The sequence below is a fragment of the Kaistia algarum genome, from assembly GCF_026343945.1.
In the GTDB taxonomy this organism is placed as follows: domain Bacteria; phylum Pseudomonadota; class Alphaproteobacteria; order Rhizobiales; family Kaistiaceae; genus Kaistia; species Kaistia algarum.
The window spans coordinates 22951-48732 of record NZ_JAPKNJ010000004.1 but is presented as its reverse complement, the minus strand read 5'-3'; the positions used below and the strand labels follow the sequence as shown (position 1 = coordinate 48732).

Genomic DNA, 25782 nt, shown 5'->3' with positions numbered 1-25782 from the left:
TCCGGGAGGGGTCGCGACCGGCTAGTCGAAGCGGGCGTCGGTCCAGCTGCCTCCGGCGGCGTTCGATTCGACGGCGGCCGCCACGAACTGCACGCCGCGCGCACCGTCGACGACGTCGGGGACGCGCGCCAGTAGCGCCGCGTCGGGTGTCCCCCCCGCCCGGTGCGATAGAATGATCTCGGCGGCGTCGCGATAGAGATTGGCAAAGGCTTCGATATAGCCCTCGGGATGGGCGGCTGGCATGCGCGAGACGCGGCGAGCCTCCGCCGTCGAGCCATGGCCGCCACGGATAATGGTGCGGCTGTCCTCGCCGAAGGGCGAAAAGCGCAGCGTCTCCGGATCGGCGCCGCGCCATTCGAGTCCGGCCTTCTCGCCATAGATGCGCAGGGAGAGGTCGTTATAATGCCCTGGCGAGGTCTGGCTGGCGAGGAGCGTTCCCCGCGCCCCGCCTGTCCAGCGCACCATCACATTGGCGTTGTCATCGAGCCTCCGGCCAGGCACGGCGGTGAACAGATCGGCCGCGACACTCTCCGCCTGCTCGCCGGAGACGAAGCAGGCGAGGTTGAAGGCGTGGACGCCGATATCGGCCAGCACCGCCGATTGGCCGGCACGGGCCGGGTCGGTGCGCCATTCGGCCTGCTTCTGCCCGTCGGCATCGATCGGCTGGGTCAGCCAGTCCTGGATATAGGCGGCATGGATCGCGACGATCCGGCCAAGTTCGCCGGCGGCAACCATCTCGCGGGCCTGACGGACCATGGCGTAGCCAGTATTGTTGAGCGTCACGAGGAGCTTGCGGTCTCTTGCCCGGCTGAGCGCGACGAGGGCTCGGGCTTCTTCCAGCGTCGTCGACAGCGGCTTGTCGCAGATGACGTCGATGCCGGCTTCTAGGAAGGCGGTGGCGATGGGCGCATGCAGATGGTTCGGCGTGACGATCACGACCGCCTCGATCCCGTCCGGCCGAGCCGCCTCGGCGCGGGCCATCTCGCGATAATCCGTATAGCTGCGATCGGGCGCCAACCCGAGATCGGAGGCCGAGGCTGCGGCATTGGCCGGGTCGGACGATAGCGCGCCGGCGACGAGCATGATCTGGTCATCGAGCCGGATCGCGAAGCGGTGCACGGCGCCGATAAAGGCGTTCCGCCCGCCGCCGACCATGCCAACACGCAGGCGCGAGCCCGCGGACCCATCGGCTGTCGCATAGACCATCGAAGCAACTCCCTCTCCAGAACGCGGCGACGATAGCGCGGCACGGCGATATTTCGAAGAGGGTTTCTATTTTTTGGATTGTGAAACGCTTCCGCCACGTGACAATACGCCGGGAGCGTTTCGGCGAAGGTTTGGGCGCCATGGTGGAAAGCGAGCCGAAGGCGGCGAAAAAGGCGAGCGGGCGGGTCGCGCTCGGCTATGCCAAGCCGAACAGCTACGAAGAACTGCGCGCCGTGCTCGCCTCGGGCACGTTACATTTCCCGAAGCGCTTGCGGCAGGTCGCGATTTTCCTGTGGCAGCATCCCGGCGAGGTCGCGCTCGGCACGATCGTGCAGGTGGCGGAGAAGGCCGGCGTCCAGCCCTCGACGCTGGTGCGCTTCGCGCAGATCTTCGGCTATGCCGGCTTCTCGGATTTCCAGGCGCTGTTCAAGGCGCATGTGAAGGCCTCCTGGCCGGATGCGCCCGGCGGCGAGGGGGGAGGGCGTCCGATTATGGACGATTCGAATCCCGACCTTCATTTCCTCAAAGGGTTGGTCGCTGCGTCGCAGGCCTCGCTGGCCCGGATCGGCGAGAGCTTCGACGCCGATCGTTTCGCGGCGATGATCGACATCCTCGCCGGCGCCGACCTGGTCTATCTCGTCGGCAGCAAGCGCGCCTTTCCGGTGACCGCCTATCTGTCGCTGACGCTGTCGCAGCAGGGCGTGCGCAACGTTCTCGTCGACAATGTCGGCTCGGCCGCGCTCGACCAGATCGGCTGTATCGGCACGGGCGACGCGGTGCTGGCCGTAAGCTTCAGCCCTTACAATTCGATCACGCCTGACCTCGTCGCCATCGCCCATGAGCGCAACGCGCGGATCGTCACCATCACCGACAGCACCTTCAGCCCGCTGGTGCCGCTCTCCGATGCCTGGGTGGAGGTGGTCGAGTCCGAATTCGGCGGCTTCCGCTCGCTTGCCGCCTCGCTTGCTGCCGGCATGGCCCTCGTCCATGGCGTCGTCGCTCGCCGGGCAGGGTAAGGACGACAACCCCCGTTGACGAACGGGAAGTGTCGTTCCATGATGAAAAAAATAGAAACGTAATTCCGAAACGGGACGGGAAGCGCGGATGGGCCACGGTCATTGGCTTGTGGGAGGGCGGCGTTGAGCGCCGCCTTGCAGACAGGCGAGGCCCTCGGGAGCGCGCTACTCGGCCGCCTGCCGGCCGGCGTCGCTGGCCCGGCCTATGACCGCTCGGCGCTTCGTCCCGGCATCGCCCATATCGGCGTCGGCGCGTTTCATCGTGCGCATCAGGCCGAGTTCACGGAGGATCTTCTCGCCGTGGAATTCGGCCGCTGGGGCATCGTCGGCATCAACATCCGCCCGCCGCTGATCATCGGCACGCTCGGCCGGCAGAATGGGCTCTATACGCGGCTGCTGCGCGAGAACGAGCGGGTCGAAGCGCGGGTGATCGGCAGCCTCCTGCGCGTAGTCGACAGCCAGGATCGTGCCGAACCGGCGCTCGCCGTGCTGGCGTCGCCAGAGATAGACCTGATCTCGCTGACGGTGACGGAGAAGGGTTATTGCCACCGGCCGGCGAGCGGGGAACTCGACGAGGCCCATCCCGATATCCTGCACGACCTCGCTTATCCCGAAACTCCGCGCAGCGTGCCGGGCCTCATCCTCAGGGCGATGGAACTGCGCCGGTGCTCGCATGACCGGCCCGTGACGGTCATGAGCTGCGACAACATCCCGTCGAATGGGGCGATCCTCGAACGGGTCGTCACGACGCTCGCCGAGCGCCGGGGTGGCGGCATCGCCGACTGGATCGCCCGCAACGCCGCCTTCCCCTCGACCATGGTCGACCGCATCGTTCCGGCGACGTCTGCCGCCGATATCGACTTCGTCGAGCAGAATCTTGGCTATCGCGATGATGGCGTCGTCGTCGGCGAGCCGTTCCGGCAATGGGTGATCGAGAACCGCTTCGCCGGGCGGTTCCCGGCTTATGACCGCGTCGGTGCTTCGATCGTGGACGATGTTGAGGCGTTCGAGCATCTGAAGATGCGCATCCTGAACGGCGCGCAGACGACGCTTTCCTATCTCGGTGTCCTGGCGGGACATGAGTATAGCTTCGACGACATGGCCGACCCGCTGCTGGCCAGCTTCATCCGCCGCATGCTGGTCGAGGAGAGCCTGCCGACCTTGCAGCCGATCCCGGGCGTCTCGCCGGAGGCCTATGTCGAGCAGAGCCTTAGCCGGCTTACCAACACCGCGATCCGGCACCGGAACCACCAGATCGCGACCGATGGCTCGCAGAAGATCGTCCAGCGCATCCTGAGCCCGATCCGCGAACGGCTGGCGCGCGGGCACGGCATCGCGCTGCTTTCCGTGCCGGTCGCCGCATGGATGACCTATCTGATCCGCGCCTCCGAACGCTTCGGCAGGGCGTGGCGGGTGGAGGATCCCTATGCCGCGCGGATCGCGGCGATCGCCGACCGGATCGGCAACGATCCAAAGGCGCTGTCGGAGGCGGTTCTTGCCATCGACGCGATTTTCGTTCCGGAACTCTCGGAGAACCCGGTGTTCCGCGCGTCGGTCGCTGAGCGGCTGGCGGGTCTGCTTTCGGCGGATCCAATCGGCTATCTGCGGACGATCTGCGAGGCGCAAGAGACAATAGGGAGGAAGGGATGAAACTGGGTCTGCTGACCGCGCCGTTTCCAGATTTGTCGCTGCTGGATGTCGCGGACTGGGCGAATTCGGTCGGGTTTGACGTGCTCGAAGTCGCCTGCTGGCCGCATAGCGCTGGTCCGAGCCGCCGCTATGCCGGGACGAGCCATATCGACGTGGCCGGACTATCGGTGACGCAGGGACAAGAGATTGTCGCCGCTCTTGCCGAGAAGAACATCGCGATCTCGGCGCTCGGCTACTATCCCAATCCGCTCCATCCCGATCCGGCGCATCGCGAGGCGGTGATTGGCCATCTGAAAGAGGTCATCATCGCGGCGGGACGCATGGGAGTCTCCGTCGTCAACACCTTCTGCGGCGGCGATGCCTCGAAGAACGTCGACCAGAACTGGGCCGAGGCGCTGAAGATCTGGCCGGATATCGTCGCCCATGCCCGGGACCACGGCGTCCGGCTGGCATTCGAGAACTGCCCGATGATCTTCAGCCGCGACGAGTGGCCGGGCGGGCACAACATTGCCTATTCCCCGAATGTCTGGCGGCGCATCCTTGATGCGTTCAGCGGCGAGGTGGGCATGAATTTCGATCCCTCGCATCTCATCTGGCAGATGATCGACATGGAGCGCTTCATCCGCGAGTTCGGCCCGCATATGTTGCATGTCCATGCCAAGGACCTGATGATCGACCGCGACGGGCTCTATGAACACGGCATTCTCTCGGCCGGCATCGGCTGGCAGGTGCCGCGCATGCCGGGGCTCGGCGAGGTCGACTGGCGGGTGTTTTTCTCAGGCCTCTATCGTGCCGGCTATGACGGGCCGGTGGTGATCGAGCATGAGGACCGCCAGTTCGAGGGGAGCGACGACAAGGTCAAGCGCGGCTTCCAGATCGCGCGGGACGTGTTGCAGCCCTATGTAAAGTGAGTTGAAATCACACGCAGAGTGAAACGCTTGTCGGCGCCGCGAGGAGGTGGCCCCGGCAAGATCAGAAGACGTCTCAAAGGGAGGAAAGACCATGAAGAAGTCGAGTTTCGTATTGCCGCTCGTCGCCGCCGCGCTGCTGGCGTCGGCCGGGGTCGCCGCAGCCAAGGAATACACGATCGGCATCTCGAATACGGTGCAGGGCAATGGCTGGCGCGAGGAAATGATCTGCGCGATGAAGGCCGAGGCGCTCGCCTCGGGCAAGGTTGCCAAGCTCAACATCGCGCACCGCAATACCGATGCCGCCGGCCAGCTTGAGGATGTCCGCAATCTGATCAGCGCGGGCGTCGACGCCATCGTCGTCAATCCAGCCGATCCGGCGGGCATCAATGCCGCGCTGAAGGAAGCGACTGCCAAGGGCATCGTCGTCGTCGCCGTCGACCAGGCCGTGACCGAGCCTTCCGCCTATGTCATCTCCAACAACCAGGAAGAATACGCTTATCTCGGCGCCAAATGGCTGTTCAACCAGATCGGCGGCAAGGGCGGCGTCGTCTATATGCGCGGCGCGGCGGGCGCATCGGCCGACAGCGACCGCGACAAGGGCTTCAAGCGGGCGCTAGCCGAGTTCCCAGACGTCAAGGTCGTGCATGAGGTCTTCACCGGCTGGCAGCAGGACCAGGGCAAGCAGCAGATCCTCGACTTCATCGCCACCGGCACGCCGTTCCAGGGCATCTGGACGTCGGGCATCGACAATGTGATCGTCGACGCGCTGGTGGAATCGCAGGCGACGATGGTGCCCGTCGTCGGTGCCGACAATGCCGGCTTTGTCGGGCAGCTCTCCTCGGTCAACGGCCTCGTCGGCGCAGCGGTGACCAATCCTGGCTCGATCGGCGGTGCCGGCGTCGCGCTGGCGCTGCAGATCCTCGACGGCAAGAAGCCGGATCAACAGATCGTGCTCGTCAATCCCGAGATCTGGGAAAACGCCACGGATGCAGGCAAGGCCAAGCTGAAGGCCGCTGCCGATCCGTCGCTCTCGCCCGAATGGCCGGTCTCGATCTCGATCCCCGACTGGACCCACTACACCAAGGACCAGATCGTCGCCTGCAAGGGTCCGGGCGAATAGGGCTGGCGAGCAGCCCCCAGCATAGTCTTTCCGGGAGGGGGCCTCGCTCGCTCCCGGCCTCAAAATCGACCGGCGCGGAACGGCCCGTGACATCCAATCCCCTCCTGGACGCCACCGGCGTCGCGAAGAACTACGGCGCCGTCGCCGCGCTGCGCAATGCCTCGCTCTCGGTGCTGCCAGGCGAGGTACATGCGCTCATGGGGGCGAACGGCGCCGGCAAATCGACGCTGGTCAAGATCCTGACCGGTGCCGTCCGGCCGAATGGCGGCCGTATCCTGATCCGCGGCGAGGCGCGCGACTTTCATTCGCCGGCCGCCGCGCGCCGGGCCGGGCTGGTTCCGGTCTATCAGGAACCCTCGCTGATCCCCGATCTCGACATCGCCTCCAATCTCCGGCTGACGCGCACGCCGGTCGAGCCCTTCGCGCAGTGGGTGCGCGAACTCGGCGTGCCTGACCTCGATCTGTCCGTCGTGGCGCGCGACGTGCCGCTCGCGATCCAGCGGGTGCTGGATCTCGCCCGTGCGCTCGCCGTCGAACCTGACGTACTGCTGCTCGACGAGATGACGGCGGCGCTGCCGGCCGATCTGGCCGAGCGTGTCATCGACGTCGTCCGTCGTCAGAGCGAGACTGGTCGGTCGGTGATCTTCATCTCGCACCGCTTCGTCGAGATCGCGGCGATGTGCGACCGCGCCACCGTGCTGCGCGATGGCGAGACCGTCGGCGTCGTCCAGATCGAGCCGGGCGTCGAGGAACGCATCGTCGACTTGATGCTCGGTGGAAAAATCGAGAAGACCAAGACCTTCGCGCCTTCGGAAATACGTCATGCCGCGCCCTCCGGTACGCCCCGCCTCGTCGTGCGCAACCTGTCCGTCGGCAAGCTGGAGGATGTCTCCTTCGATCTGGCCCATGGCGAGGTGGCGGGTGTCGTGGCGCTGGAAGGGCAGGGTCAGGACGAGTTGTTCGAAGCGTTGGCCGGCGCCCGCCTTCCCTCGGGCGGAACGATCGAGGTTGACGGGGTAGGCATGCGCTTCGCCCATCCCGCCGATGCGATCCGCGCCGGCCTCGCGCTCGTGCCCGGCGATCGCTCCGAGGCGCTGCTGATGCACCGCTCGGTGCGGGAGAATATCGCGCTGCCCTTCAGCGCGCCCTTTCGTCGCTGGGGCCCGATCCCGCTCAAGCGCGAGCGCGAGACCGTCAGCGCCGCGATCGCGCGGCTGCAGATCGACACGCGGGCGCAACGCGAGGTCCAGCGCCTCTCCGGCGGCAACCAGCAGAAGGTGACCATTGCCCGCTGGATCGCCGCGGGGACGCGCACCATCCTGTGCTTCGACCCGACGCGGGGCATCGACGTGCGCACCAAGCGTGAGATCTACCGGTTGATGCGCGAACTCGCGGATCAGGGTTTTTCCGTCCTCTACTACACCTCCGAACTGGAGGAGGTGCAGCGCGTCTGCGATCGCGCCATCGTCATCTTCGGCGGCCGCGTGGTCGATATCCTGCCGATCGAGATCGCGGACGAGGCGGCACTGACACGTGCCGCCTATGGATTGCCGCGCCAGAGCAGGGCGGCGTCATGACCCGCCTCATCCGCCGCAATGGCTGGGTCGCCGGCCTCATCTTTCTTTTCCTGGCGCTGGCTGTCACGACCCGGCTGATCCAGCCGGATTATGGCGCGGGTGATTTCGGCTCGCTGATGCGCGCCGTGCTTCCCTATGCGTTCGCGGTTGCCGCGCAGACCGTCGTGGTGATCGCCGGCGGCATCGACCTTTCCGTAGCGGCGATGATGGCCGTGACCTCGGTCACGGCGGCGGCGATGATGAATGGCGCCAGCGAATCCTATGCGCTCTTCGTCGTGCCCTTCGTGCTGTTGCTCGGGCTCGGCCTCGGCGCCCTGAACGGCGTCCTGATTGTCGTCACGCGCGTGCCGGACATTGTCGTGACGCTCTCGACCTTGTTCGTTTTCCAAGGCGTGGCGCTGCTCATTCTAGGCGCGCCCGGCGGCGCGGCGGCCGAATGGCTGAAGGCGATGATCGTTGGAACCGTGCCGATCCCCTTCCTGCCCGAGAGCGTCACAGCCTGGGTTCCGAAGGCCCTGATTGTGCTCGTTGTCTGCCTGGTCGTCGTCTGGGTTCCCTTGCGCCGCTCGCAGCTTGGCCTTTCCATGTACGCCATCGGCTCCAGCGAACTCGCCGCGTTCCGCAGCGGCGTCTCCGTGGCGCGGACCAAGATCGCCGCCTATGCCTTTGGCGGCCTCTTCGCCGCCATGGGCGGATTGTCCCTGACGCTCTCGACCGGCATCGGCGCGCCGATCCCCGGACCCTATCTGCTTGCATCCGTCGCGGCCGTCGTGCTCGGCGGGGTCACGCTTGGCGGCGGGCGGGGCGGTCTGCTCGGTCCGATCATCGCGGTGATCGTGCTGCGCCTGGTCCGCACCGACCTGACACTGCTGGCGGTCGATCCGAACGCGACCTCCATCATCGAGGGGCTCATCATGGTGGTGGTGGTGATGTTCGGCGCGTTCATCGCGATGCGCAGCAAGGCGAGATGAGGGGAGGTCTTTCATGAGCGCGACATCCGTCCCAGCCGAGACCGTGCCCCTTGGCAAACGCGTCCGCCGCTTCATGAGCGACCGGCCGCTGGTTCCGCTCGTCATTCTGCTCGTCCTGCTGGTCGTCGTGCTGCAGATCCTGCGGCCCGGCATCGTCAATGAGCGCTGGATCGCCAATACGGTGAAGTTCGCGATTCCGCTCGCGATTCTCGCCGGCTGCCAGACCATGGCGATGCTCACCGGTGGCATTGATCTTTCGGTCGGCACGGTCGCGACTATGGCGGCCTTCATCGTCTCCACCCAGGCGGCCGAGCATGGCCCGGTCATCGGTATCGCGATCGCACTTGTCCCAGCTCTCTTGATCGGCCTTGCCAATGGCATCGGCGTCGGCATCTTCCGCGTTCACCCGCTGATCATGACGCTCGGCACCAGCCTCGTCGGAATTGGATGCTTGCAGGTCTACCAGCGCACAGTCATCGCCACCGGAACCAAGGTGCCGCCCGGCCTCGCCTGGCTCGGCACTGGGACTACGGGCGGTTTCCCGAACGCCCTCCTGCTGTTTATTCCCGTCGCGGCGCTGATCCTCTTCGTGCTGAACCGCACCGGCTTCGGCCGGCTGCTCTATGCAGTCGGCGACAATGAGCGCGCGGCGCGGCTCTCAGGCGTCGTCTACTGGCAGGTCATTTTGACGCTCTATGTCGGCTCATCGCTTCTGGCCGGTATCGCCGGGCTGCTCTATGTCGGACTGATCAAGGCGCCGTCGCTGTCGCTCGCCGATCCGCTGGTTCTGCCCTCCGTCGCCGCGGCTGTGATCGGCGGCACCTCGATCTTCGGCGGGCGCGGCGGCTATACCGGCACCATCATCGGCGCCCTGATCCTGACCGTGCTGACGACGTTGCTCACCATCCTGCAAATGCCCGAAGGGGCGCGCCGGATCCTGTTCGGCCTGATCGTGCTGCTCGTGACGGCCGCCTATCTGCGGATCGTCGAGGACCGCTGACGGGAAGAACTTCGTCCTCTGATGGCTGAGGTTGGAACCAGGGGGCCATTGCCGCGTTGTTTGGGCAGGCAGGTCGGGGGCGGTCGCTTGTAGCGGCCAATGCCCCATCGGAATTCCCCACAATGTTGATGAACATCTTCTATGGCGCGGTAGCCATGGCTGTTGCCGGCGCGATCTGCGCGACGGTCGCGGCGGTTGCCGCCGAGCATTTCCGGCGCGAGGACAAGCTGGTCCTGGCGGATGCAGCCGCGCCGCCGACGGGCGTCAGCCGGCGTCAGTTCGCGCTGCGTTACGGTATGTTGTGCATGAGGTTTTCCGCGGTCTTCGCGGTGGTCGCGGCCGCAGCCTATGCCGCGACCCATTTTTCCGCCTAGGGACTGCGCGCCCGTTCTGTCGAGCGCCGCGCATGCGAGCAACGCGATCCAGGGCCTCAGTCCTGACGCCCGCGCCACAACCCGTCTCATCCTCATGCCGGAACCCCGGCGCGAGGGAATGCCCAAGGAGGGCTTGGTATGTCGATGATTCTGCTGGTCATAGTGTTGATCCTGCTATTCGGCGGCGGCGGCTATTATGGCTATAGCCGCCATGGCGGACGCGGACTGGGCGGTGTCCTCGGGCTCATTCTGATCATCCTCATTCTGGTCTGGCTCTTTGGCGGCGTCCGCCTCTGAGTCTTAGTCTCCCCGGCGGTGACGGCGCGGCGATCTACCTTCGTGCTTGAAGTCAGCGCGAAGCTGTCGCAGCGTTGATCCGCCGGAATGGGGGAGACGTCGGATGCGGATTGCGGCGCTCGGAGCCTGGAATCAGCTCGGGTCCTGGAAGACGCGCCATCCGGTGCTCTTCGAGCTGTCGATATCGATCCTGCTCGGCATCCTGATCGAGATCGCACTGCTCGCCTTCCAGCCGCCGACCCTGCTGATCGTCCGCCGCGTCGCTGACGATACCGCAGACCGGATGATCCGCCTTGCCGAACGCACAACCGACCGCATTGCCGCGTCGCCGGCCTTCACCTTTCTCGACATCGATGACGCGACATGGGCGGAGTGGGGCTGGCCTCTGGTCACTCCGCGCGGCAAGATCGAGGCGCTTCTCGAACGCGTGGCCGGGTCCGGGCCGCTGGCGATCCTCCTCGATGTCGACCTCGCCTTTCCAGGCGACAAGGACGAGGAGGCCTCGCTCCACGATTTTCTCGCCGCCTATGCGCCGACCTCGCCCCCATTGGTGCTCGTCCGCTCGATGATCGACACGCCGAGTGGGAAGCTGCCGCTGTTGCGCCCGACCGACTATGACGACGCTGTGGCGGGCAAGGCGAATATCGTCTTTGCCTCGCCGCTCTTCGAACGCGATGGCGACGGCAAGATCCGGCGCTGGCGACTTCTCGCCGAGGCCTGCGAGGGCAACAGGCCCATGGTCGTGCCGTCCATGCATCTTGCCGGAGCCATGATCGCGAGGCAGGCGATCCATGGGCCGCCGCCTGGCGTTCCCGCCCCGGCGCTGCAGCGTATGGACCGGAACCTCGCTGCTTTCGTCCCGGCGAATTGCGCCGCACGCGCGGTCGAGCGCGAAGGCGAACTCGACGATTGGCCGGCCTCGATCCCGATCGCCGTCGCGCCGGAGGATGTCAGCAAGCGCGTGATCTACCGCGTCGGCTGGGAGAAGGGCACGGTCGGCCTCGGACCGCTGGTCGACAGCCCCGCTGGCGGCGAGACGCAGCTCGTCGCGGTGCGACCGGCCCGTCTGGCGCTGGCAGCTGATCCGGGGGCGCCGCTGCCGGGTATCGCCGGCCGCATCGTGATCATCGGCGGCAGCTTCTCCGGCAGCGGAGACTGGCACGACACGCCGATCGGGCGCATGCCGGGTTCGTTGCTGCTGGTCAATGCCGTCGAAGCGCTGACGCAGAACGGCACGCCGCGCGAGCCATCGGCGGCCGAGCGGCTCGCAATCAGCCTGATGATCATCGTCGCTGCCTCGCTTCTGACCTCGTTCCTGCGTCCCACCGTTGCTGCCTGGGCGCTCGCCTTCGGCATCGTGCTCCTGATGATCGTGTCGATCGGACGCTTCAAATCCGGCGTCATGCTCGATCTCGCCGTACCAGCGGTCGGTGCGGTGATGCACGATATCGGGGAATCGCTGATCGCCATGGCGCGCGACATTCGCGCCCAGGGCTGGCGCTGGATCCTGAAGTCACATGGTCACGCGCGGCCCATTGCGTCCGGCCACGACCGTGATGATATGCAGCATGACGTTCCGTCCATCGGGGAGGGGGGTACGAAATGATCCGTTGGATCGTGGCTCTGGCGCTGGTCGTCCTTTCGGCTGGAACGGCACTGGCGAGCGGCAAGGCCGTCGAGATCGGCTATGTGGAGAGTTTCGAACGCGGCGCCGACGGATATTCGATCGTCAGCGACGGCGTGCCGAAAAAGGTCGCGATCCTCGAGCCGATCCTGAACGGAGACCTGATCCAGGTAAGGGACCCCACGGGCAGCATTACGCTGCGCCTCGTCGGCCGCGATGACCCGGTGGTGATCTCGCAGGCCAACCAGAGCGTTCCGATCACCGCCGAAGTGCCGGAGAAGGGGTTCTGGTCAGGGCTGTTCAGCTGGACCAGCGGCTCGGTCGCGGTCTTCGACGACGAACAGCGCCAGCAGGTCACGGCTTCGATCCGCGGCGACGACGGCAAGGAGCTCATCGCGCCGCTGTTTGCCACGCCGCAGACGCTGGTCGCCGGTCGTCGCAAGCTTTCGATCGGCTGGTCTACGCCGCGAACCGTCGACATCCAGATTCTCGCGAAGGGCGCAAAGCGGGTAGCGGAGGGCCGCGCGTCGGGCGGATTGTGGGCCACCCCGGAAATCGACTGGAAGGCAGGCACCTACCGAATCGAGATCGCCTCCGGCGCCGACGTCGTTCGTCAGACCTTGACTTTCGTGGCGCCGAAAAAGGCGCCTCCCCTGCCGGCCGAGTTCTCGGACCCCGCCGTCCCAGCGCCGCTCCGCGCCGTGGCGTCGGCGGCCTGGTATGCGGCGAAGGACCCGGCCTATCTCCTTGAGGCGCTGCAATATGTAGCGCCCGACGCCAGAACTTCGCGGCCGGCGAAACTGCTTACCCTCGCTTTCATTGACGGCAAGCGCCCGCCACCCCCGCCCGCAATGCCGTAAGACTCAAAGCCGCGCCGGGCCGCTCTCGCCGACGACCGCGAAGGGAGCCCAGATTGCCGGATGGGCATAGGCGCCGGACGGCTCGTCGAGCAATTCGGTCATCGCCTCGCGGATCGCTTCGGCGCGTCCGAGCTTCGGATCCGCCTTCATATGCGAGAAGGCCGAGGTTGTGATCAGCACCGCCGCATCGGTGCGCACCGGCCAGTGCGAGACGAGCAGCGCGCGGGCGCCGGCATAGAGGAAGGCGCTGGCCAATCCCGACATGGCCTCGCCGCCAAGGCTCGATCCAGCCGCCGTGTTGCAGGCCGATAGCACCACCCAATCGGCGTTGAGCTTCAGCGTCGCGATCGTGCTGGCGCGTAGCAGGCCGTCATTATCCGGTGTCGGCGTCGGCGGCGGCGTCATGACGAGGGCCGGCTCCGATACGGTGCCATCGTCGCTGGCCATCTCGCCGGCCAGCAAACCGTGGGTGGCGAAATGCACGATGCGGAACTGGTCGAGATGGGCGCCAAGCACATCCGGAACCGTGGCGTGGTCGCCGACATGAACGGCATTTGCCCCCGCATCGACGCTGCCGGCGACGCATTGGAGTTCCAGAGCCGTCTCCGGGAGCGGGCAGAGTGCACGCACGGCCTCGACATCGGCGAGTTCGCCGCCGCCGCGCAAAACGCTGTCGATCCGCGCCTCGCCAACCGCGACGAGGCTCGCTCCCGCCTCGGGCGGCGCGGTGAGGCTTGGGCAGGTCGAGGGCACCTGCGTTTCCGGGCAATCAAGCCCGCCGACCAGTGTCGGGTCGCCGAAGCCGATATAGGGGTTCGGTGCGTCGCTCGCTGCCCCGGCCCTTCCGCCGCGCAGCGATGCGGCCGAGGGCAGCACGGCGACGGCGTTGGAGCGAGCTAGGAAAGCGACGCGGCGATAGTCGCCGCCTTGCGGAAACGGTTTTTCCGGCTGGGCTGTGACGAGGATCTGGAAGGGCAGGCTCGCTAGCGGATCGGGCGCGACGACGAGCAGCGTCTTGCCGGAGAGCATGGGCGCCAGCTCGCCGAACAATTCGGTATAAAGATGCCAGGCAAGATCGGCATTGAAGGGGAGTTCATTGCCTTGCGGCTCGGCATTGACGAGCTGGATACAGTTCGCCTTGCCTTCCTTCGTGCTCCATTGGCCGATGTCGAGGCCGCAGCGCAGCGCCTGCACCGCGCCGGTCATCTGCGTCTGGCCGATGGTGCCGGAGCGCCATTTCGCGCCTTCGCGGGTGATCACGAAGGTAAAGCTGCCTTCGCCATTCGATCCGCCGAAGGGTGCGAACAAGGCTATCGCTTCCTTTTCGCCAAGCAGGGACTGCGCCTCGGTGACGCTGAGCGGCTTCGGGTCGGCGAGGCGGGCATAGTCGGGGAATCCCTTCTCTATGTCCGCGCTGATCGCCGTGATCCGATCAGCGGTAGCGGCGAGCTGTTCGCGCGCCGCCGTCTCCTGCTTCAGGTCCCGCTTCGCCTCCGGCATGCCGAAGGCCGCCGTCAGGCGGTCCTCCAGCGTACGGTGCTGTTCGGCAAGGTCCTGCCTTTCGCGGATCAAGTTCGCCAGCGGCGTGTCGCCGACGGCAAAGCGCGCCGTCGTCAGCGCCAGCGCCTCTGCCGCCTTGCCGCGATGCACCTGCTGCGCCGCCTGGAAGGCCTCGTCCATCAGCCCTGGCGCCGCGGCTGGATCGGCGAGGGAAAGCGCGTTGGCGGTCGTCAGGAAGCCGAGGATGGTGCGCGCCACCTCGCGCTCGCTGACGGCTGCGCCCCGGGCATTGGGTCCAATTTTCTGCAGTTCGCGATGGTTCAGATAGGTGGCGAGCGCCGGGCGCAGATACGCCATCGCCTTTGGATAGTTCTTCCGCGACAGCTCCACCCAGCCGATATTGTTGCCAACATGGGCCGTCAGCGGATTGTCGTCGCCATAGCGTAGCCGGGTCTGTTCGAGCACGGTCTCCAGCGCGACGGCCGCCTCATCATACCGGCCCATGATGCCGAGCAGGACGCCGTAATTGCCCAGCGCGAGATTGGTGTTGGGGTGGTCAGCGCCCTGATATTCGAGATCGAGCTCGTAGGCTTGGCTGAAATAATCGAGCGCCTTTTCGTAATTGCCGGAGAACTGGTAGGCGTTGCCGAGATTGACCATGACGTCCGCCGTGGATTGCCGGTCGGCCTTGGTCTTGCCGCGCTGGAAGATCTTCAGAACGCCTTCCAGGATCGTCTGTGCCTTGGCTGTTTGGCCGGTTCGCAGATAGAAGGCCGCGAGCGCGTTCATCGCCTCGGCCGTCGCCGGATGGTTCTTGCCCGCATCGCGCTGGATGATGTCGCGCGCGCGCAGAAGCAGTGGCTCGGCCTCGGCATAGCGACCTTGCAGCATGTAGAGTTGGGCGAGCGTCGAAAACGGGATCGAACTTGGATCGCGGCTCTTTCTGGTCGTCGATTCGGCCTCGAAGATGAGCTGCTTCAGCAGCGTTTCGGCCGCATCATATTGACCGGATTGCATCAGGATGCGCGCTTTCATTCCGCGCGCGAACTGGTCGATGGCGGTTCCGTTCGGGCCGCGGACGGTCCTGTTGAGCTCGATCGCCTTGTCGACTTCCTCGTTCGCCTCCTGCAGTCGGCCCGCGTCGATGAGCAGCGTCGCCTGCGTGAGCAGGTCCTTGACCTCGTTGCTCGACGCCCGCACCAGCATGACGAGGCTCGGCGGGGCAACTGGGGACATGGCGGGCAGGCCGGCGGCGGACGCTGAGGCGGCCGAGAGCGTGATCGTTCCGAAGAGAAGGATGGTTGGAAAAAACCGCATGGCATCTCCGACAGGCCGCGGCGGATCATCACGGCCTCATCATAGCGCCGATCCGCGTCCCTGGCTGCGGCCTTGATCGGGTTCTTACGCCTACATCCAGCCCTGTATTCTTCTCGTGCTAAGGCTTCCGGGCTAGACGGTACACGCGTCGTCCGCGCGTCTCATGCTAGCGTGATACAAACAGGCTCACACCGATCGATGGTAGAAGACACGCCCAAGCCGCTGTTTACCCCCTCCGCCATTCCGTTGCCGCTCTGCCTCACCGATCTTCGGGGGCATATCGTCGAGGTGAATGAGGGGTTCGCGGTGCTGGTGGGCGCAGATGCGGCTGGGATGGCGGGCCGGCCGATGGAGGCGCTGGGTCTGGTGGGGTCGGATGTCTTTCGCTTCGCGCTAGAGGCGCTGGCGAGCGGAGTATCGCCGTCCGCCGAACCCCTTTCTTGTTTGGGCCGATGGGCTGGCCGCGAGGCGATTTTGTCGGTGGCGCGGGATCGTGAAGGCCGGCCGGCGGGGCTCGTCATCCTGATCCTCCCCGCCAGTGCGATGCAGTTCGCCGCTCAGGAGCGGCGTGCGAGCTTCGCCATGGAGAGCGCCGGCCAATGGGTCTGGGAGCTCGATCTCGTCAGCGATATGGTCTGGCGCTCGCCGGGCTGGCAGCGCGCGCTTGGCTTTGGCGAGGTGGACTCCGCCGATGATGCCGAGCCATGGAGCATCGTCCATCCAGAAGACCGGTCTACCGCCGAGGGCGCCGTCGAAAAGCTCGTCTCCGGCGAGGCGGCGATGTTCGAGGCGACGTATCGGCTTCGCCATCGCGATGGCAGCTGGCGGTGGTTCCTGAGCCGCGGCCGCATCGTGGCGCGGGACGCCGAGGGGCGGCCCGAGCGGCTGCTCGCCACGACAATCGACGTGCATCGCCAGAAGGAGACCGAGGCGCAACTCACCCAGGCAATGGCTGAAAGCGCCGAGATCAGCCGCCGCCTCGCCGAACTCAACAGCCAGCTCACCGAGCTTTCCGACCGTGACGGCCTGACGAGCCTTGCCAATCGCCGTGCCTTCGAGCGCGAGTGGCGCCGTCAAGTCGGGATGGCAGCCGAACGGCCGGATGCCCTGTCTCTGCTGATGATCGACGTCGATTATTTCAAGCAATACAATGATCGCATGGGGCACGTCGCCGGCGACCAGTGCCTGCGCCGCGTCGCCGCGGTGCTGGCGCGGTCGTCCGATCCGGGAGATTTCGTCTGTCGCTATGGCGGCGAGGAATTTGCTGTGCTGCTCGGTGGGGCCGGTCCGGCGGTCGCGGAGGCCTATGCCGGCCGCGTCATGGCGACGATCGAACGGCTGGGAGAACCGCATCCGGATAGCCCGTTCGGGAGGCTGACGGTGAGCATCGGCGTCGCGACGCTGGAGCCCGGCGAAACCGCCGATGCGTTGCTCCAACGGGCCGACGATGCTCTCTATGCGGCGAAGCGGGGTGGACGCAACAGCCTGCAGGTCGCCGCGTCGTCCTCCGGCTGGTCGGCAAGCGCCTGAGCCCTCGCCCTATCCGATCGGCTTCGGAAAGATCAGATGGTCGCGGCCGATATCGTCGATGCGGGTGACGCCGCAGAGGCCCATGGTCGTGAACAGTTCCTTGCGGATGATCTCGAGCGCCTTGGTCACGCCGGCTTCACCGAAGGCGCCGAGGCCATAGAGCATGCTCCGGCCGATATAGGTTCCTTGGGCGCCGAGAGCGACGGCCTTGAACACGTCCTGGCCCGAGCGGATGCCGCCATCGAGATGAACTTCCGTTTTCTGACCCACGGCAGCGACGATGTCCGGCAGCGCGGCAATCGAGGAGAGGGCGCCGTCGAGCTGGCGTCCGCCATGGTTGGAGACGATGATCGCATCGGCGCCGCACTGGACCGCGAACGCCGCGTCCTCCGGGTCGAGCACGCCCTTCAGGATCAGCTTGCCGGGCCAGAGGTCGCGGATGCGGCGAATATCGTCCCAGTCGAGACTCGGATCGAACTGCGAATCCGTCCATTTGGCGAGCGAGACCGTATCGCCGAGGCCTTCGACATGGCCGATCAGATTGCCGAAGCCGCGTCGCTTCGTGCCCAGCATGCCGAGGCACCAGCGCGGCTTGGTGGCGAGATTGGCGAGGTTGCGCAGCGTCGGCTTGGGCGGTGAGGACAGGCCGTTATAGATGTCCTTATGGCGCTGCCCGACCATCTGCAGATCGAGCGTTACGACAAGGGCCGAACATTCGGCCGCGCGCGCCCGCGCAATCAGCTTCTCGACGAAGCCGCGATCGCGCATGACATAGAGCTGGAACCAGATCGGCGACGAGACGCTGCGGGCCACGTCCTCCAGCGAGCAGATGCTGACCGTCGAGAGCGTGAAGGGAATGCCGAACCGCTCGGCGGCGCGCGCGGCGAGGATCTCGCCGTCGGCATGGACCATGCCGGTCAGTCCCGTCGGGGCTATCGCGACCGGCATCGACGCCGCCATGCCGACCATGGCGGTGGATAGATCGCGCGCCGACACATTGACGGCGACGCGCTGGCGCAGGCGGATCGTATCGAAATCCATGCTGTTGGCGCGGTAGGTCTGTTCGGTCCACGAGCCGCCATCGACATAATCATAGAACATGCGCGGCACGCGCCGCCGGGCGATCGCCTTCAGATCCGCGATGCAGGCAACAGGCTTCATCGACGGATTCCCGACAAAGTCATTTGGACATCGGACAAGAGAGGCGAGTTGTGTCGGGGCGTTTCTTCACCTTTTGCCGAGGATAGCCTAGCAAACGTCGCCTTCGGTCTTGATCCATCCCCTTGAGGGAGGGTCGAAAACGCTCCGGCGTTCTCGTGGAAGGGGCGCGGCGGATCCAGCGGATAAAAGCCGTCGGCATCGTCACAATGGGCCGACAACCAGACCCTTGTCCACGACCGTTGTCGGGGTTTTGAGCCTCCCTCAAGGGGAAGGTTCCAGAAGAGAGCCTTGCCAGCGAATTTCTGGAGGCCATGCGTGCGAGACCCGCGCGCCGACGCACGCAGCGTCCCTTTCCCCGTCTCCAACTCTCTCCCCAACATCGGCACGCCTCGTCTGCAACATTCTCTGCGACCAACTTGTCGGATGACCGAATATCTGGTACTCGGCTGTCGTGTCAATCCAAGGGAGGATCCTTTGACATCACTTCGCACCAACGGACGTGCCGTCATCGTCGGCGCTCTTCTCGCAGTCGCGGCCAGTGCCGCGAGCGCCGCTGACGGGCCCGTCGCCATCGCCGCCAAGTCGTTTTCGGAGGAGCTCTGCCAGCCGAAGGACATGGCGGCCGTCGCCGATATCCCGAAGGCCGTGTCGGGTTTCACCGGCTATGAACAGGCTCCCGGCGACTGGCTTGCCACACCGGAATCAAGCCCGCTCAAGGGCAAGCGCGTCGCGCTCTCGGTGATGGGCCTCGGGCAACCCTTCTTCCTGGCGATTAAGAAGCAGTGGGAAATGCTCGCCGCCAAATATGGCTTCGAGCTCAAGGTCTATGACGGCCGCTTCGACGCCGGCACCGTGCAGAAGCTCGTCGACGACATCATCGCCGACGCGCCCGACGCGGTCGCCTTCGCTCCGCTCGACAGCGGCGCTGCCGTGCCACAGGTCCAGCGCATGCTCGACGCCGGCCTGAAGGTCGTTACCTACAACGTCCAGCCGACCCAGGTCGTGGCGCCGCGTGTCTTCGCCAATGACTTCGCCGGCTCGCAGCTCGTCGGCTGCAACACGGCCCGCTACTTCATCGAGAAGTTCGGGGACAAGAAGGCGATCCTCGGCATCGTCGACCTGCCGAGCCTGCCGCAGGTGCAGGATCGCAAGAACGGCTTCCTCTACGGCTTCAAGTCGCTGATCCCGACGGCGACCGTGGCGCAGGCCGTCGATGGCGGCGGCGTCATCGACAAGGCCAATCCGGCGGCGGCCGATCTGCTGCAGGGCCATCCGGACATCAATGTGATCTTCGGCATCAACAACGACTCTTCCCTCGGCGCCATCGCGGCGATGAAGGCGGCGAACCTCTATTCGCCGGACTGGGGCGTCGTGTCCTCGGTCGACGGATCGGAGCCGGTCATGGCTGAACTCGGCAGCGACGAGTCGCCGCTGAAGGCCGAGAGCGGTTATCCGCCTTATGATTTCAGCGTCGCGACCTTCAACCTGCTGGGCGCCACGCTGGACGGCAAGACCACGAAGGACACGCAGGTCGTCGTCGGCTACCCGCCGATCAAGCCGACCGCCGAAGGCATCGCGGCCTGGCTCAGCCGCCAGTACCCTCGCTGATGTGATCCGCGGCGGCGCCCGCCTTTCGCGCGGACGCCGCCGCATTCCTTCCCGCTTCGGAATCTCCTCATGCCGACCCATGCTCCGTCACCGGACGCGGCCGTGCCCCTCTTGAGCGTCGCCGGCCTTTCCAAGCATTTTCCCGGCGTCAAGGCGCTGACGGATGTCTCGTTCGATCTCCGCCCCGGTGAGGTTCATTGCCTGATCGGCGAGAACGGCGCTGGCAAATCGACCTTCGTCAAGATCATCGCCGGCGCCCAGCGTCCCGATGCCGGCACGATCCATGTGCGCGGCGACAGTGTGACGCTGAACGGCCCGCGCGATGCCAAGGCGCTTGGCCTCGCTTTCATCTTCCAGGAACTCAGCGTCGTCGACGGGCTGACCGTTGCCGAAAACATCGTGCTAGGCGACGAGCCGGGGCGGGGCGTGCGCTTCGACCGGCGCGCGGCCGAGGCTATCGCCGCGGATCTGCTCGCCGGCATCGGCTTCGGCCAGCTCGATCCGGCGACGCGCGTCGGGCGGCTTTCGACGGCCGAGAAACAGGCGGTGATGATCGCCAAGGCGCTGTGCGCCAATGCCGACATCATCGTCATGGACGAACCGACCTCGCCGCTCGAGGAGCAGGAGGTCCGCCGCCTGTTCGAGATCATCGCCAGGCTGAAGGCGGCCGGCAAGGGCATCGTCTATGTCTCGCACAAGATGCGCGAGATCGACGAGATCGGCGACCGCGTTACCATCTTCAAGGACGGACGCAAGGTCGCGACGCTGGCGCGCGGCGAGGCGGAGCCGCGCGAACTGGTCCGCCTGATGGTCGGGCGTGACCTCGGCGACATCTTTCCGGCCAAGGGGCGCCGGCCCGGCCGCGTGGTGCTGGCGGCCGAGAAGCTCTCCGGCGCGCGCATCCGCGATGTGAGCCTGACCGTCCGGGCCGGCGAGATCGTCGGCATCGCCGGCCTCGTCGGGGCCGGGCGAACGGAATTGATGCGCTCGATCTTCGGCGCCGACACCGTCGTTTCCGGCAGCGTCACCGTCGACGGTGCGCCGCTCGGCGCCAACTCCATCCGCGGCGCGATCCGCTCCGGCCTCGGTCTAGTGCCGGAGGAGCGCCGGGCGCAGGGCATTGTCGGCGTGCTCAGCGTCTTCGACAATCTGCTGCTGCCCTGGAACGAATTCCCCGCCAGCCGCCGCGAGACCGGCGCGCCGCAGGCGGTCGCGCAGCGTACCGCCGAGACCATGGATGTGCGCACGCCCTCGCTAGCCCAGCGCATCAGCCTGCTCTCCGGCGGCAACCAGCAGAAGGTCGTCGTCGGCAAGTGGCTGACGATGAACACCAAGGTACTGCTGCTCGACGAGCCGACACGCGGCGTCGACATCGGCGCCAAGCGCGAGATCTACCGTATCATCGACGAACTGGCTCGGCAGGGCCTCGCCATCCTGCTCGTCTCGTCGGAACTGCCCGAAGTGATCGGGCTCGCCGACCGCATCATCGTGCTCAACCAAGGCCGCGTGGTGGGCGAATTGCCCGGCACCGCCTCGGAATCGGAAGTCATGGAGCTTTCGATGCTGCATGAGCCCGCCGCATGACCCGTCCCGTTCCCTCCACGAGCCGACCGACATCATGAATACCAACCCGGCCATCCGCTGGATCATCGCCGATCGCCAGCGCCTGCAGACCGTCGTAACGCTGCTGGTGCTGATCACGATGATCATCGTCTTCAGCTTCTTCAACCAGCGCTTCCTGACGCTCGCCAATTTCCAGAACGTCGCCCGCAACACCGCGCCGCTGATCATCTCGGCCAGCGCCATGACGATGGTGATGATCGCGCGCGGGCTCGATCTTTCCGTCGGCAGCGTGCTGGCGGCGGCTTCCGTGGTCGCCGCGACGCTAGCCGTCCATGGTGTGCCGCTGCCGATCGCCTTTGCCGGGGCGCTGGCGCTCGGCGCCGTCATCGGCTTCGCCAATGGCGCCATCATCGTCAAGATGCGGGTGTCGCCGATTATCGTGACGCTCGGCGCGCTCAACATCGCCCGCGGTATCGCCTATCTGATCACGCCGAGCGCGATCCTCGTCGGCCTGCCGCGCAATTGGGGCTCGATTGGCACGTCGAGCCTCGGGCCGCTGCCGGTGCCGATCGTGCTCGCCGCGATCGTCGTCGCCGTCTATGCCTGGGTCAGCCGGGCGACCAAGTTCGGCAAGCACATCTACGCCGTCGGCGGCAATGAGGAGGCGGCCCGGCTTTCCGGCGTCAATGTCGAGCGCACGCTGATCACGCTCTATGTGCTCTCGGGCGTCATGGCGGCGCTGGCCGGGCTCGTGCTCTCGACGCGCGTCGGCTCGGGTGACCCGAATATCGGCGTCGGCTTCGAGCTGGAGGTGATCGCGGCGGTGATCATCGGTGGCACCAGCCTGTCCGGCGGCGAGGGGCGCATTTTCGGCACGGTGATCGGCGCTGTGATCGTCGGCGTGCTTTCCAATGGACTAAACCTCTCCGGCGTCGAACCATTCTGGCAATATGTGGCGCAGGGGCTTGTGCTGATCACCGCTGTCGTGGTCGACAAGCGCGTGAACGAGGGCGTGCTCAGGATGGGCGCGCGGGCATGAGGCGGAAAGGGAGGAAGAACAATCCATGAGCGAACTTTCGGGAAAGATCGCGGTCGTCACCGGCAGCAGCGGCATTGGGCTCGGCGCGGCGCTGAAGCTCGCCGAACTTGGCGCCAAGGTGCACCTCTGCGGTATCGACGAGACGCATAACCGCAATGCCGCCTCGATCACGGCCGGACGGCACATCACCGTCGAGACGCTCGACGTATCCAAGGACGACGAGGTCTTCGCGCTCGCCGAGAAGCTCAAGCATGCCGGCGTCGATATCCTCGTCAATACGGCGGCGATCCAGCCTTATGGCACGATCGAGACGACGACGCCCGACGCCTGGGACCAGGTGATGAACGTCAATCTTCGCTCCTGCTATCTGATGTCGCATGCGCTCTATCCGCTGATGAAGGCGCGCGGCGGCGGCTCGATCATTCATCTCGCCTCGGTGCAGGGGCATATGAACCAGCGCAACGTGCTGGCCTATGCGACCTCGAAGGGCGCCGTGCATGCGCTGACACGGGCGATGGCGGTCGATTGCGCCAAGGACAATATCCGCGTCAATTCGATTTCGCCGGGCTCGATCCGCACGCCGATGCTCGAATTCGCTGCACGCGAGATGACGCCGGCGGGCGGTGATCCGGAGGAAACGCTGAAGGGCTTCGGCGCCGGCCATCCGATCGGCCGCGTCGGCACCATCGCGGAAGTCGCCGAACTCATCGCCTACCTCGCCGGCCCGCGCTCGAGCTTTTCGACCGGTTCCGACTATGCTGTCGATGGCGGGCTCCGGGCAGCGCTCGGCGTTTGAGGATTCGCGGGTCGATGGAACGAATGCGCGACGGCGAGGCCGTCGCGCCGGCAGGAAGGGCAGGACATTTGGAGAAGCCCCCGAACAAGGTCATGCGGCTCGGCCTGCCAGCCCAGGTTGCCGGCTTCATCCGGGAGCAGGTCGTACGCGGGGCGCTGAAGCCGGGTGACCGGCTGCCGACCGAACAGGAGTTCGCGGCCGAGCATGGCGTCAGCCGGGCCGTGATCCGCGAGGCGATCGCCAAGCTGCGCCATGAGGGGCTGGTCGTGTCGCGCCAGGGGCTGGGCGTTTTCGTCGCCTCGCCGGACGCGGCCAATTCGCTGACGCTGGAGCCCAACAGCCTCGCCGACCCCGAGGACTACCGTCATCTCTATGATCTGCGCCTGATCCTTGAGAGCGGTGCCGCGGCCATGGCGGCCGAGCATTGCACGGGCGAGGATCTCGCCGACATCGAACGCTGCATCGACGACATGGCGAAGGTGGACGAACTGCACCGCGACTATGTCGAGACGGATATCTCTTTCCACCGCGCCGTCGCCGCGGCGACGAAGAACCCTTTCGTTGCGCTGTTCATCGCCTTCGTCGATGTGAAGCTCAAGGAGAGCATCTATGTCGCCCTGCGCTCGCTCGATTTCGCGCAAACGCGAGCGATTTCCGAGCGCGAGCATCGTGCGATCTTCGAGGCGATCCGCGCGCGCGATCCCGGCGCCGCCGCCGACGCGATGCGGTCGCATCTGCGGAATTCCTCGCGCCGCCTCGGTCTTTGACCCCGGGCTTGTCGTGGCGGTCGAACGCGGGCAGGCTTCCCCAAAACAGGGAGGAAACCATGCCCGAGACGCCAACCATCGAAAGCCTGCTGGAAACTTGGATCGGCGCCTTCAACAGCCGCGATCTCGATCGCCACATGGCGCTCTATCTTGAGGACGCCGTGCTGTTCGGCTCGGTCGATGAACTGCAGATCGGCCGCGCGCGCATCCGCGCCTATTTCTCCGGCCGCCCGCCCGGCGTGCGGGTCGCCGCCTATCCGATGCCGCGCGTCGCTATGGTCACGCCCGATGTGGCGTCGACGGCGGGTCATGTCGAGTTTGCCGACGGCGACGCGCCGATGCCCTACCGAATGACATGGCTGCTGGTTCGCAAGGCCGGCAATTGGCGCATCGCCCAGCACCACGGCTCGCCGCGGACCGGGGCTTAGCGGTCTTCTGCCTCGATCTGCGCGATCGCCGCGGCAAGTTCCGCGTCGATGTCGCCGTCCAAGTCGATGCGGATCACGTCCTCGTCGGGGCCCGGGCGCTCCAGCGTCGCGAGCTGGCTGTCGAGCAGCGAGGCTGGCATGAAATGGCCCTTGCGCGTCGCCATGCGCGCGGCGAGCAGGGCGTGGGAGCCGTCGAGGAAGACGAAGCTCGTCCGCCGCTTCGTCTTCGCCGTCAGGATGCGGCGATAAGCGCGCTTCAGCGAGGAGCAGGCCGCGACAACACCGCTCGGACCGTCATCGGCCGCGGCAAGGCGTTCGGCGATCGTTTCCAGCCACGGCAGGCGATCCGCATCGGTCAGCGGCGTGCCGGCCGCCATCTTGGCGACGTTCGCAGGCGGATGCAGCGCGTCGCCCTCGATGAACGGCGCGCCGAAATGCTTCGCCAGCGTCTCGCCGGCCGTGGTCTTGCCGGAGCCGGACACGCCCATGACGATGAGGTTGCGCTTCAGCGCCGGTATATTCACGCTCATCGCAGACCTCTATCCGGTCGGGGTTGGGGTGGAAAGAAGCTCCGTCGCCCCCAGATGGACGCGCAGCGCCTTCGGTCGGCATTCGGCTCGGAAATGGCGGGTGCGAATCGGCTCGCCGTCGAGATTGACGTAAAGATCCTCGTCCGAATGATATTCGATCCACGGACTGCGGACGGTGACTTTCAGCGTATCGATCGCGGCCGCGCCCTGCTTCAGCAGGAGCGAGAGCGTATCGAGCCGCGCCTCGGGCGGCACATCGGGCAGAATCATCAGATCGAGCGCGCCGTCATCGAGGAGGGCCGTCGGGCAGAGGGGGATGCCGCCACCCGCCTGCCGGCCATTGCCGATGGCGAGCGCCAGGAACGAGCCTTCCCATTCGAAATTCTCGGCCTTGAACACGCCCCGGCTGGAGCCGATCTCGGCGAACCGGGCAACGCCGGTCACGACATAGGCAAGGCCGCCCAGCCGGCGCTTCAGATCCGGATCGGTTTCGACGGTGACGCGCGAGCCGAAGCCGCCCGAGACAAGATTGATGAAGGGCCGGCCATTCAGCAGGCCGACGTCGATCGGAACGGCAGGGCGTGTCGTGACGAGGCGCAGAGCTGCCGTCAGGTCATCGACGGGGATTCCGGTTGAATGGGCGAAATCATTGGCGGTGCCGAGCGGCAGGACGCCGAAGGAAAGGCTCGGCGGCGGATTGGCCAGGAACGCCGCCGCGAACACCTCGTTGACCGTCCCATCGCCTCCGCCGGCAATGATCGCGTCGAGGCTCTCATCCTCTACCGCCTCGCGGGCGAAATGGCTGGCATCGCCCGCTTCAAAGGTGACGCGCACCTCGACCTCGTGGCCATCGCCGCGCACGGCCTCGATCGCGCCGCGCACCCGCGCATCGCCCGCCGCCTTGCCGTGCAGGATCAATCTCAACCGCATGGAATCC

The 25782-nt window shown here is 66.1% G+C and carries 23 protein-coding genes; 18 read left to right on the top strand and 5 right to left on the bottom strand.

Features of this window, described 5'->3' with window-relative positions; all coding sequences use genetic code 11:
• Positions 1–21: 21 nt before the first annotated feature.
• The gene (locus tag OSH05_RS22515) at positions 22–1206 is read right to left on the bottom strand and encodes a Gfo/Idh/MocA family protein (RefSeq protein ID WP_104220133.1); all 1185 of its coding nucleotides are present in this window, start codon (positions 1204–1206) and stop codon (positions 22–24) included.
• 140 nt (positions 1207–1346) lie between these two features.
• On the opposite strand from OSH05_RS22515, the gene OSH05_RS22510 reads away from it, so the two are divergent.
• The 11 genes from OSH05_RS22510 to OSH05_RS22460 all read left to right on the top strand — a co-directional run bounded on the left by OSH05_RS22510 (position 1347) and on the right by OSH05_RS22460 (position 12606).
• Positions 1347–2222: a MurR/RpiR family transcriptional regulator gene (locus OSH05_RS22510; RefSeq protein ID WP_104220134.1), complete on the top strand. Its 876-nt coding sequence runs from the start codon at positions 1347–1349 to the stop codon at positions 2220–2222.
• A gap of 123 nt (positions 2223–2345) precedes the next feature.
• A complete protein-coding gene (locus OSH05_RS22505) occupies positions 2346–3872 on the top strand; it encodes a mannitol dehydrogenase family protein (protein WP_104220135.1) in 1527 nt (508 codons plus the stop codon).
• Positions 3869–4783, top strand: a complete 915-nt coding sequence (locus tag OSH05_RS22500) for a sugar phosphate isomerase/epimerase family protein (RefSeq protein ID WP_104220136.1) — start codon at positions 3869–3871, stop codon at positions 4781–4783. Before OSH05_RS22505 ends, OSH05_RS22500 begins: the two co-directional genes overlap by 4 nt.
• A 91-nt stretch (positions 4784–4874) precedes the next feature.
• Complete coding sequence (locus OSH05_RS22495; RefSeq protein ID WP_104220137.1) at positions 4875–5903, top strand: ABC transporter substrate-binding protein; 1029 nt, start codon at positions 4875–4877, stop codon at positions 5901–5903.
• An 86-nt stretch (positions 5904–5989) separates the two neighbouring features.
• The gene (locus tag OSH05_RS22490; protein WP_104220138.1) at positions 5990–7480 is read left to right on the top strand and encodes a sugar ABC transporter ATP-binding protein; all 1491 of its coding nucleotides are present in this window, start codon (positions 5990–5992) and stop codon (positions 7478–7480) included.
• Positions 7477–8451 carry an ABC transporter permease gene (locus tag OSH05_RS22485; RefSeq protein WP_104220139.1) on the top strand — a complete coding sequence of 325 codons (975 nt, stop codon included), beginning with the start codon at positions 7477–7479 and terminating at the stop codon, positions 8449–8451. Before OSH05_RS22490 ends, OSH05_RS22485 begins: the two co-directional genes overlap by 4 nt.
• Positions 8452–8464: 13 nt before the next feature.
• Positions 8465–9451: an ABC transporter permease gene (locus OSH05_RS22480; RefSeq protein ID WP_104220140.1), complete on the top strand. Its 987-nt coding sequence runs from the start codon at positions 8465–8467 to the stop codon at positions 9449–9451.
• Between the two features lie 122 nt (positions 9452–9573).
• The gene (locus OSH05_RS22475; RefSeq protein ID WP_104220141.1) at positions 9574–9825 is read left to right on the top strand and encodes a hypothetical protein; all 252 of its coding nucleotides are present in this window, start codon (positions 9574–9576) and stop codon (positions 9823–9825) included.
• Between the two features lie 138 nt (positions 9826–9963).
• The gene (locus OSH05_RS22470; RefSeq protein WP_104220142.1) at positions 9964–10122 is read left to right on the top strand and encodes a DUF3309 family protein; all 159 of its coding nucleotides are present in this window, start codon (positions 9964–9966) and stop codon (positions 10120–10122) included.
• A gap of 103 nt (positions 10123–10225) precedes the next feature.
• Positions 10226–11728 (top strand): CHASE2 domain-containing protein, encoded by a 1503-nt coding sequence (locus OSH05_RS22465; protein ID WP_104220143.1) that lies wholly within the window; start codon positions 10226–10228, stop codon positions 11726–11728.
• Positions 11725–12606, top strand: a complete 882-nt coding sequence (locus OSH05_RS22460; protein WP_104220144.1) for a hypothetical protein — start codon at positions 11725–11727, stop codon at positions 12604–12606. The genes OSH05_RS22465 and OSH05_RS22460 overlap by 4 nt, the downstream gene beginning before the upstream one ends.
• Before the next feature lie 3 nt (positions 12607–12609).
• Here OSH05_RS22460 and OSH05_RS22455 read toward each other — a convergent pair whose 3' ends face one another.
• Entirely contained in the window at positions 12610–15423 is a 2814-nt protein-coding gene (locus OSH05_RS22455) for a CHAT domain-containing protein (protein WP_104220145.1), read from the bottom strand.
• A gap of 198 nt (positions 15424–15621) precedes the next feature.
• Here OSH05_RS22455 and OSH05_RS22450 point away from each other — a divergent pair, with 198 nt between their 5' ends.
• Complete coding sequence (locus OSH05_RS22450; RefSeq protein WP_104220146.1) at positions 15622–16953, top strand: sensor domain-containing diguanylate cyclase; 1332 nt, start codon at positions 15622–15624, stop codon at positions 16951–16953.
• Between the two features lie 9 nt (positions 16954–16962).
• Here the strand turns inward: OSH05_RS22450 and OSH05_RS22445 are convergent, their stop codons facing one another.
• Positions 16963–18114: an alpha-hydroxy acid oxidase gene (locus tag OSH05_RS22445; RefSeq protein WP_104220147.1), complete on the bottom strand. Its 1152-nt coding sequence runs from the start codon at positions 18112–18114 to the stop codon at positions 16963–16965.
• A gap of 474 nt (positions 18115–18588) precedes the next feature.
• On the opposite strand from OSH05_RS22445, the gene OSH05_RS22440 reads away from it, so the two are divergent.
• From OSH05_RS22440 to OSH05_RS22415, 6 genes are all read left to right on the top strand, one after another.
• Positions 18589–19722, top strand: coding sequence for a sugar ABC transporter substrate-binding protein (locus OSH05_RS22440; RefSeq protein WP_165801644.1), 1134 nt, complete (start codon positions 18589–18591; stop codon positions 19720–19722).
• Positions 19723–19791: 69 nt separating this feature from the next.
• Positions 19792–21306: a sugar ABC transporter ATP-binding protein gene (locus tag OSH05_RS22435; protein WP_104220149.1), complete on the top strand. Its 1515-nt coding sequence runs from the start codon at positions 19792–19794 to the stop codon at positions 21304–21306.
• The gene (locus OSH05_RS22430; protein ID WP_104220150.1) at positions 21290–22324 is read left to right on the top strand and encodes an ABC transporter permease; all 1035 of its coding nucleotides are present in this window, start codon (positions 21290–21292) and stop codon (positions 22322–22324) included. The genes OSH05_RS22435 and OSH05_RS22430 overlap by 17 nt, the downstream gene beginning before the upstream one ends.
• Before the next feature lie 25 nt (positions 22325–22349).
• On the top strand, positions 22350–23120 hold the full coding sequence (locus OSH05_RS22425; protein ID WP_104220151.1) for an SDR family NAD(P)-dependent oxidoreductase: 771 nt from the start codon (positions 22350–22352) through the stop codon (positions 23118–23120).
• Between the two features lie 14 nt (positions 23121–23134).
• The gene (locus OSH05_RS22420; RefSeq protein ID WP_104220152.1) at positions 23135–23887 is read left to right on the top strand and encodes a FadR/GntR family transcriptional regulator; all 753 of its coding nucleotides are present in this window, start codon (positions 23135–23137) and stop codon (positions 23885–23887) included.
• A 59-nt stretch (positions 23888–23946) separates the two neighbouring features.
• A complete protein-coding gene (locus tag OSH05_RS22415) occupies positions 23947–24315 on the top strand; it encodes a YybH family protein (RefSeq protein ID WP_104220153.1) in 369 nt (122 codons plus the stop codon).
• Here OSH05_RS22415 and OSH05_RS22410 read toward each other — a convergent pair.
• Positions 24312–24845, bottom strand: a complete 534-nt coding sequence (locus OSH05_RS22410; protein ID WP_207778788.1) for a gluconokinase — start codon at positions 24843–24845, stop codon at positions 24312–24314. The genes OSH05_RS22415 and OSH05_RS22410 overlap by 4 nt on opposite strands.
• 9 nt (positions 24846–24854) lie before the next feature.
• Positions 24855–25775 carry a lipid kinase YegS gene (gene yegS / locus OSH05_RS22405; protein WP_104220154.1) on the bottom strand — a complete coding sequence of 307 codons (921 nt, stop codon included), beginning with the start codon at positions 25773–25775 and terminating at the stop codon, positions 24855–24857.
• Between the last annotated feature and the right edge of the window lie 7 nt (positions 25776–25782).

What these genes read in the sequence shown, in the direction of transcription:
- OSH05_RS22410 (WP_207778788.1), bottom strand. Translation starts at nt 24,845, where the DNA reads ATGAGCGTGAATATACCGGCGCTGAAGCGCAACCTCATCGTCATGGGC.
- OSH05_RS22465 (WP_104220143.1), top strand. Translation starts at nt 10,226, where the DNA reads ATGCGGATTGCGGCGCTCGGAGCCTGGAATCAGCTCGGGTCCTGGAAG.
- OSH05_RS22510 (WP_104220134.1), top strand. Translation starts at nt 1,347, where the DNA reads ATGGTGGAAAGCGAGCCGAAGGCGGCGAAAAAGGCGAGCGGGCGGGTC.
- OSH05_RS22435 (WP_104220149.1), top strand. Translation starts at nt 19,792, where the DNA reads ATGCCGACCCATGCTCCGTCACCGGACGCGGCCGTGCCCCTCTTGAGC.
- OSH05_RS22480 (WP_104220140.1), top strand. Translation starts at nt 8,465, where the DNA reads ATGAGCGCGACATCCGTCCCAGCCGAGACCGTGCCCCTTGGCAAACGC.
- OSH05_RS22485 (WP_104220139.1), top strand. Translation starts at nt 7,477, where the DNA reads ATGACCCGCCTCATCCGCCGCAATGGCTGGGTCGCCGGCCTCATCTTT.
- OSH05_RS22470 (WP_104220142.1), top strand. Translation starts at nt 9,964, where the DNA reads ATGTCGATGATTCTGCTGGTCATAGTGTTGATCCTGCTATTCGGCGGC.
- OSH05_RS22450 (WP_104220146.1), top strand. Translation starts at nt 15,622, where the DNA reads ATGGTAGAAGACACGCCCAAGCCGCTGTTTACCCCCTCCGCCATTCCG.
- OSH05_RS22425 (WP_104220151.1), top strand. Translation starts at nt 22,350, where the DNA reads ATGAGCGAACTTTCGGGAAAGATCGCGGTCGTCACCGGCAGCAGCGGC.
- OSH05_RS22475 (WP_104220141.1), top strand. Translation starts at nt 9,574, where the DNA reads ATGTTGATGAACATCTTCTATGGCGCGGTAGCCATGGCTGTTGCCGGC.
- OSH05_RS22495 (WP_104220137.1), top strand. Translation starts at nt 4,875, where the DNA reads ATGAAGAAGTCGAGTTTCGTATTGCCGCTCGTCGCCGCCGCGCTGCTG.
- OSH05_RS22460 (WP_104220144.1), top strand. Translation starts at nt 11,725, where the DNA reads ATGATCCGTTGGATCGTGGCTCTGGCGCTGGTCGTCCTTTCGGCTGGA.
- OSH05_RS22445 (WP_104220147.1), bottom strand. Translation starts at nt 18,114, where the DNA reads ATGAAGCCTGTTGCCTGCATCGCGGATCTGAAGGCGATCGCCCGGCGG.
- OSH05_RS22430 (WP_104220150.1), top strand. Translation starts at nt 21,290, where the DNA reads ATGAGCCCGCCGCATGACCCGTCCCGTTCCCTCCACGAGCCGACCGAC.
- OSH05_RS22515 (WP_104220133.1), bottom strand. Translation starts at nt 1,206, where the DNA reads ATGGTCTATGCGACAGCCGATGGGTCCGCGGGCTCGCGCCTGCGTGTT.
- OSH05_RS22455 (WP_104220145.1), bottom strand. Translation starts at nt 15,423, where the DNA reads ATGCGGTTTTTTCCAACCATCCTTCTCTTCGGAACGATCACGCTCTCG.
- OSH05_RS22500 (WP_104220136.1), top strand. Translation starts at nt 3,869, where the DNA reads ATGAAACTGGGTCTGCTGACCGCGCCGTTTCCAGATTTGTCGCTGCTG.
- yegS (WP_104220154.1), bottom strand. Translation starts at nt 25,775, where the DNA reads ATGCGGTTGAGATTGATCCTGCACGGCAAGGCGGCGGGCGATGCGCGG.
- OSH05_RS22415 (WP_104220153.1), top strand. Translation starts at nt 23,947, where the DNA reads ATGCCCGAGACGCCAACCATCGAAAGCCTGCTGGAAACTTGGATCGGC.
- OSH05_RS22420 (WP_104220152.1), top strand. Translation starts at nt 23,135, where the DNA reads ATGGAACGAATGCGCGACGGCGAGGCCGTCGCGCCGGCAGGAAGGGCA.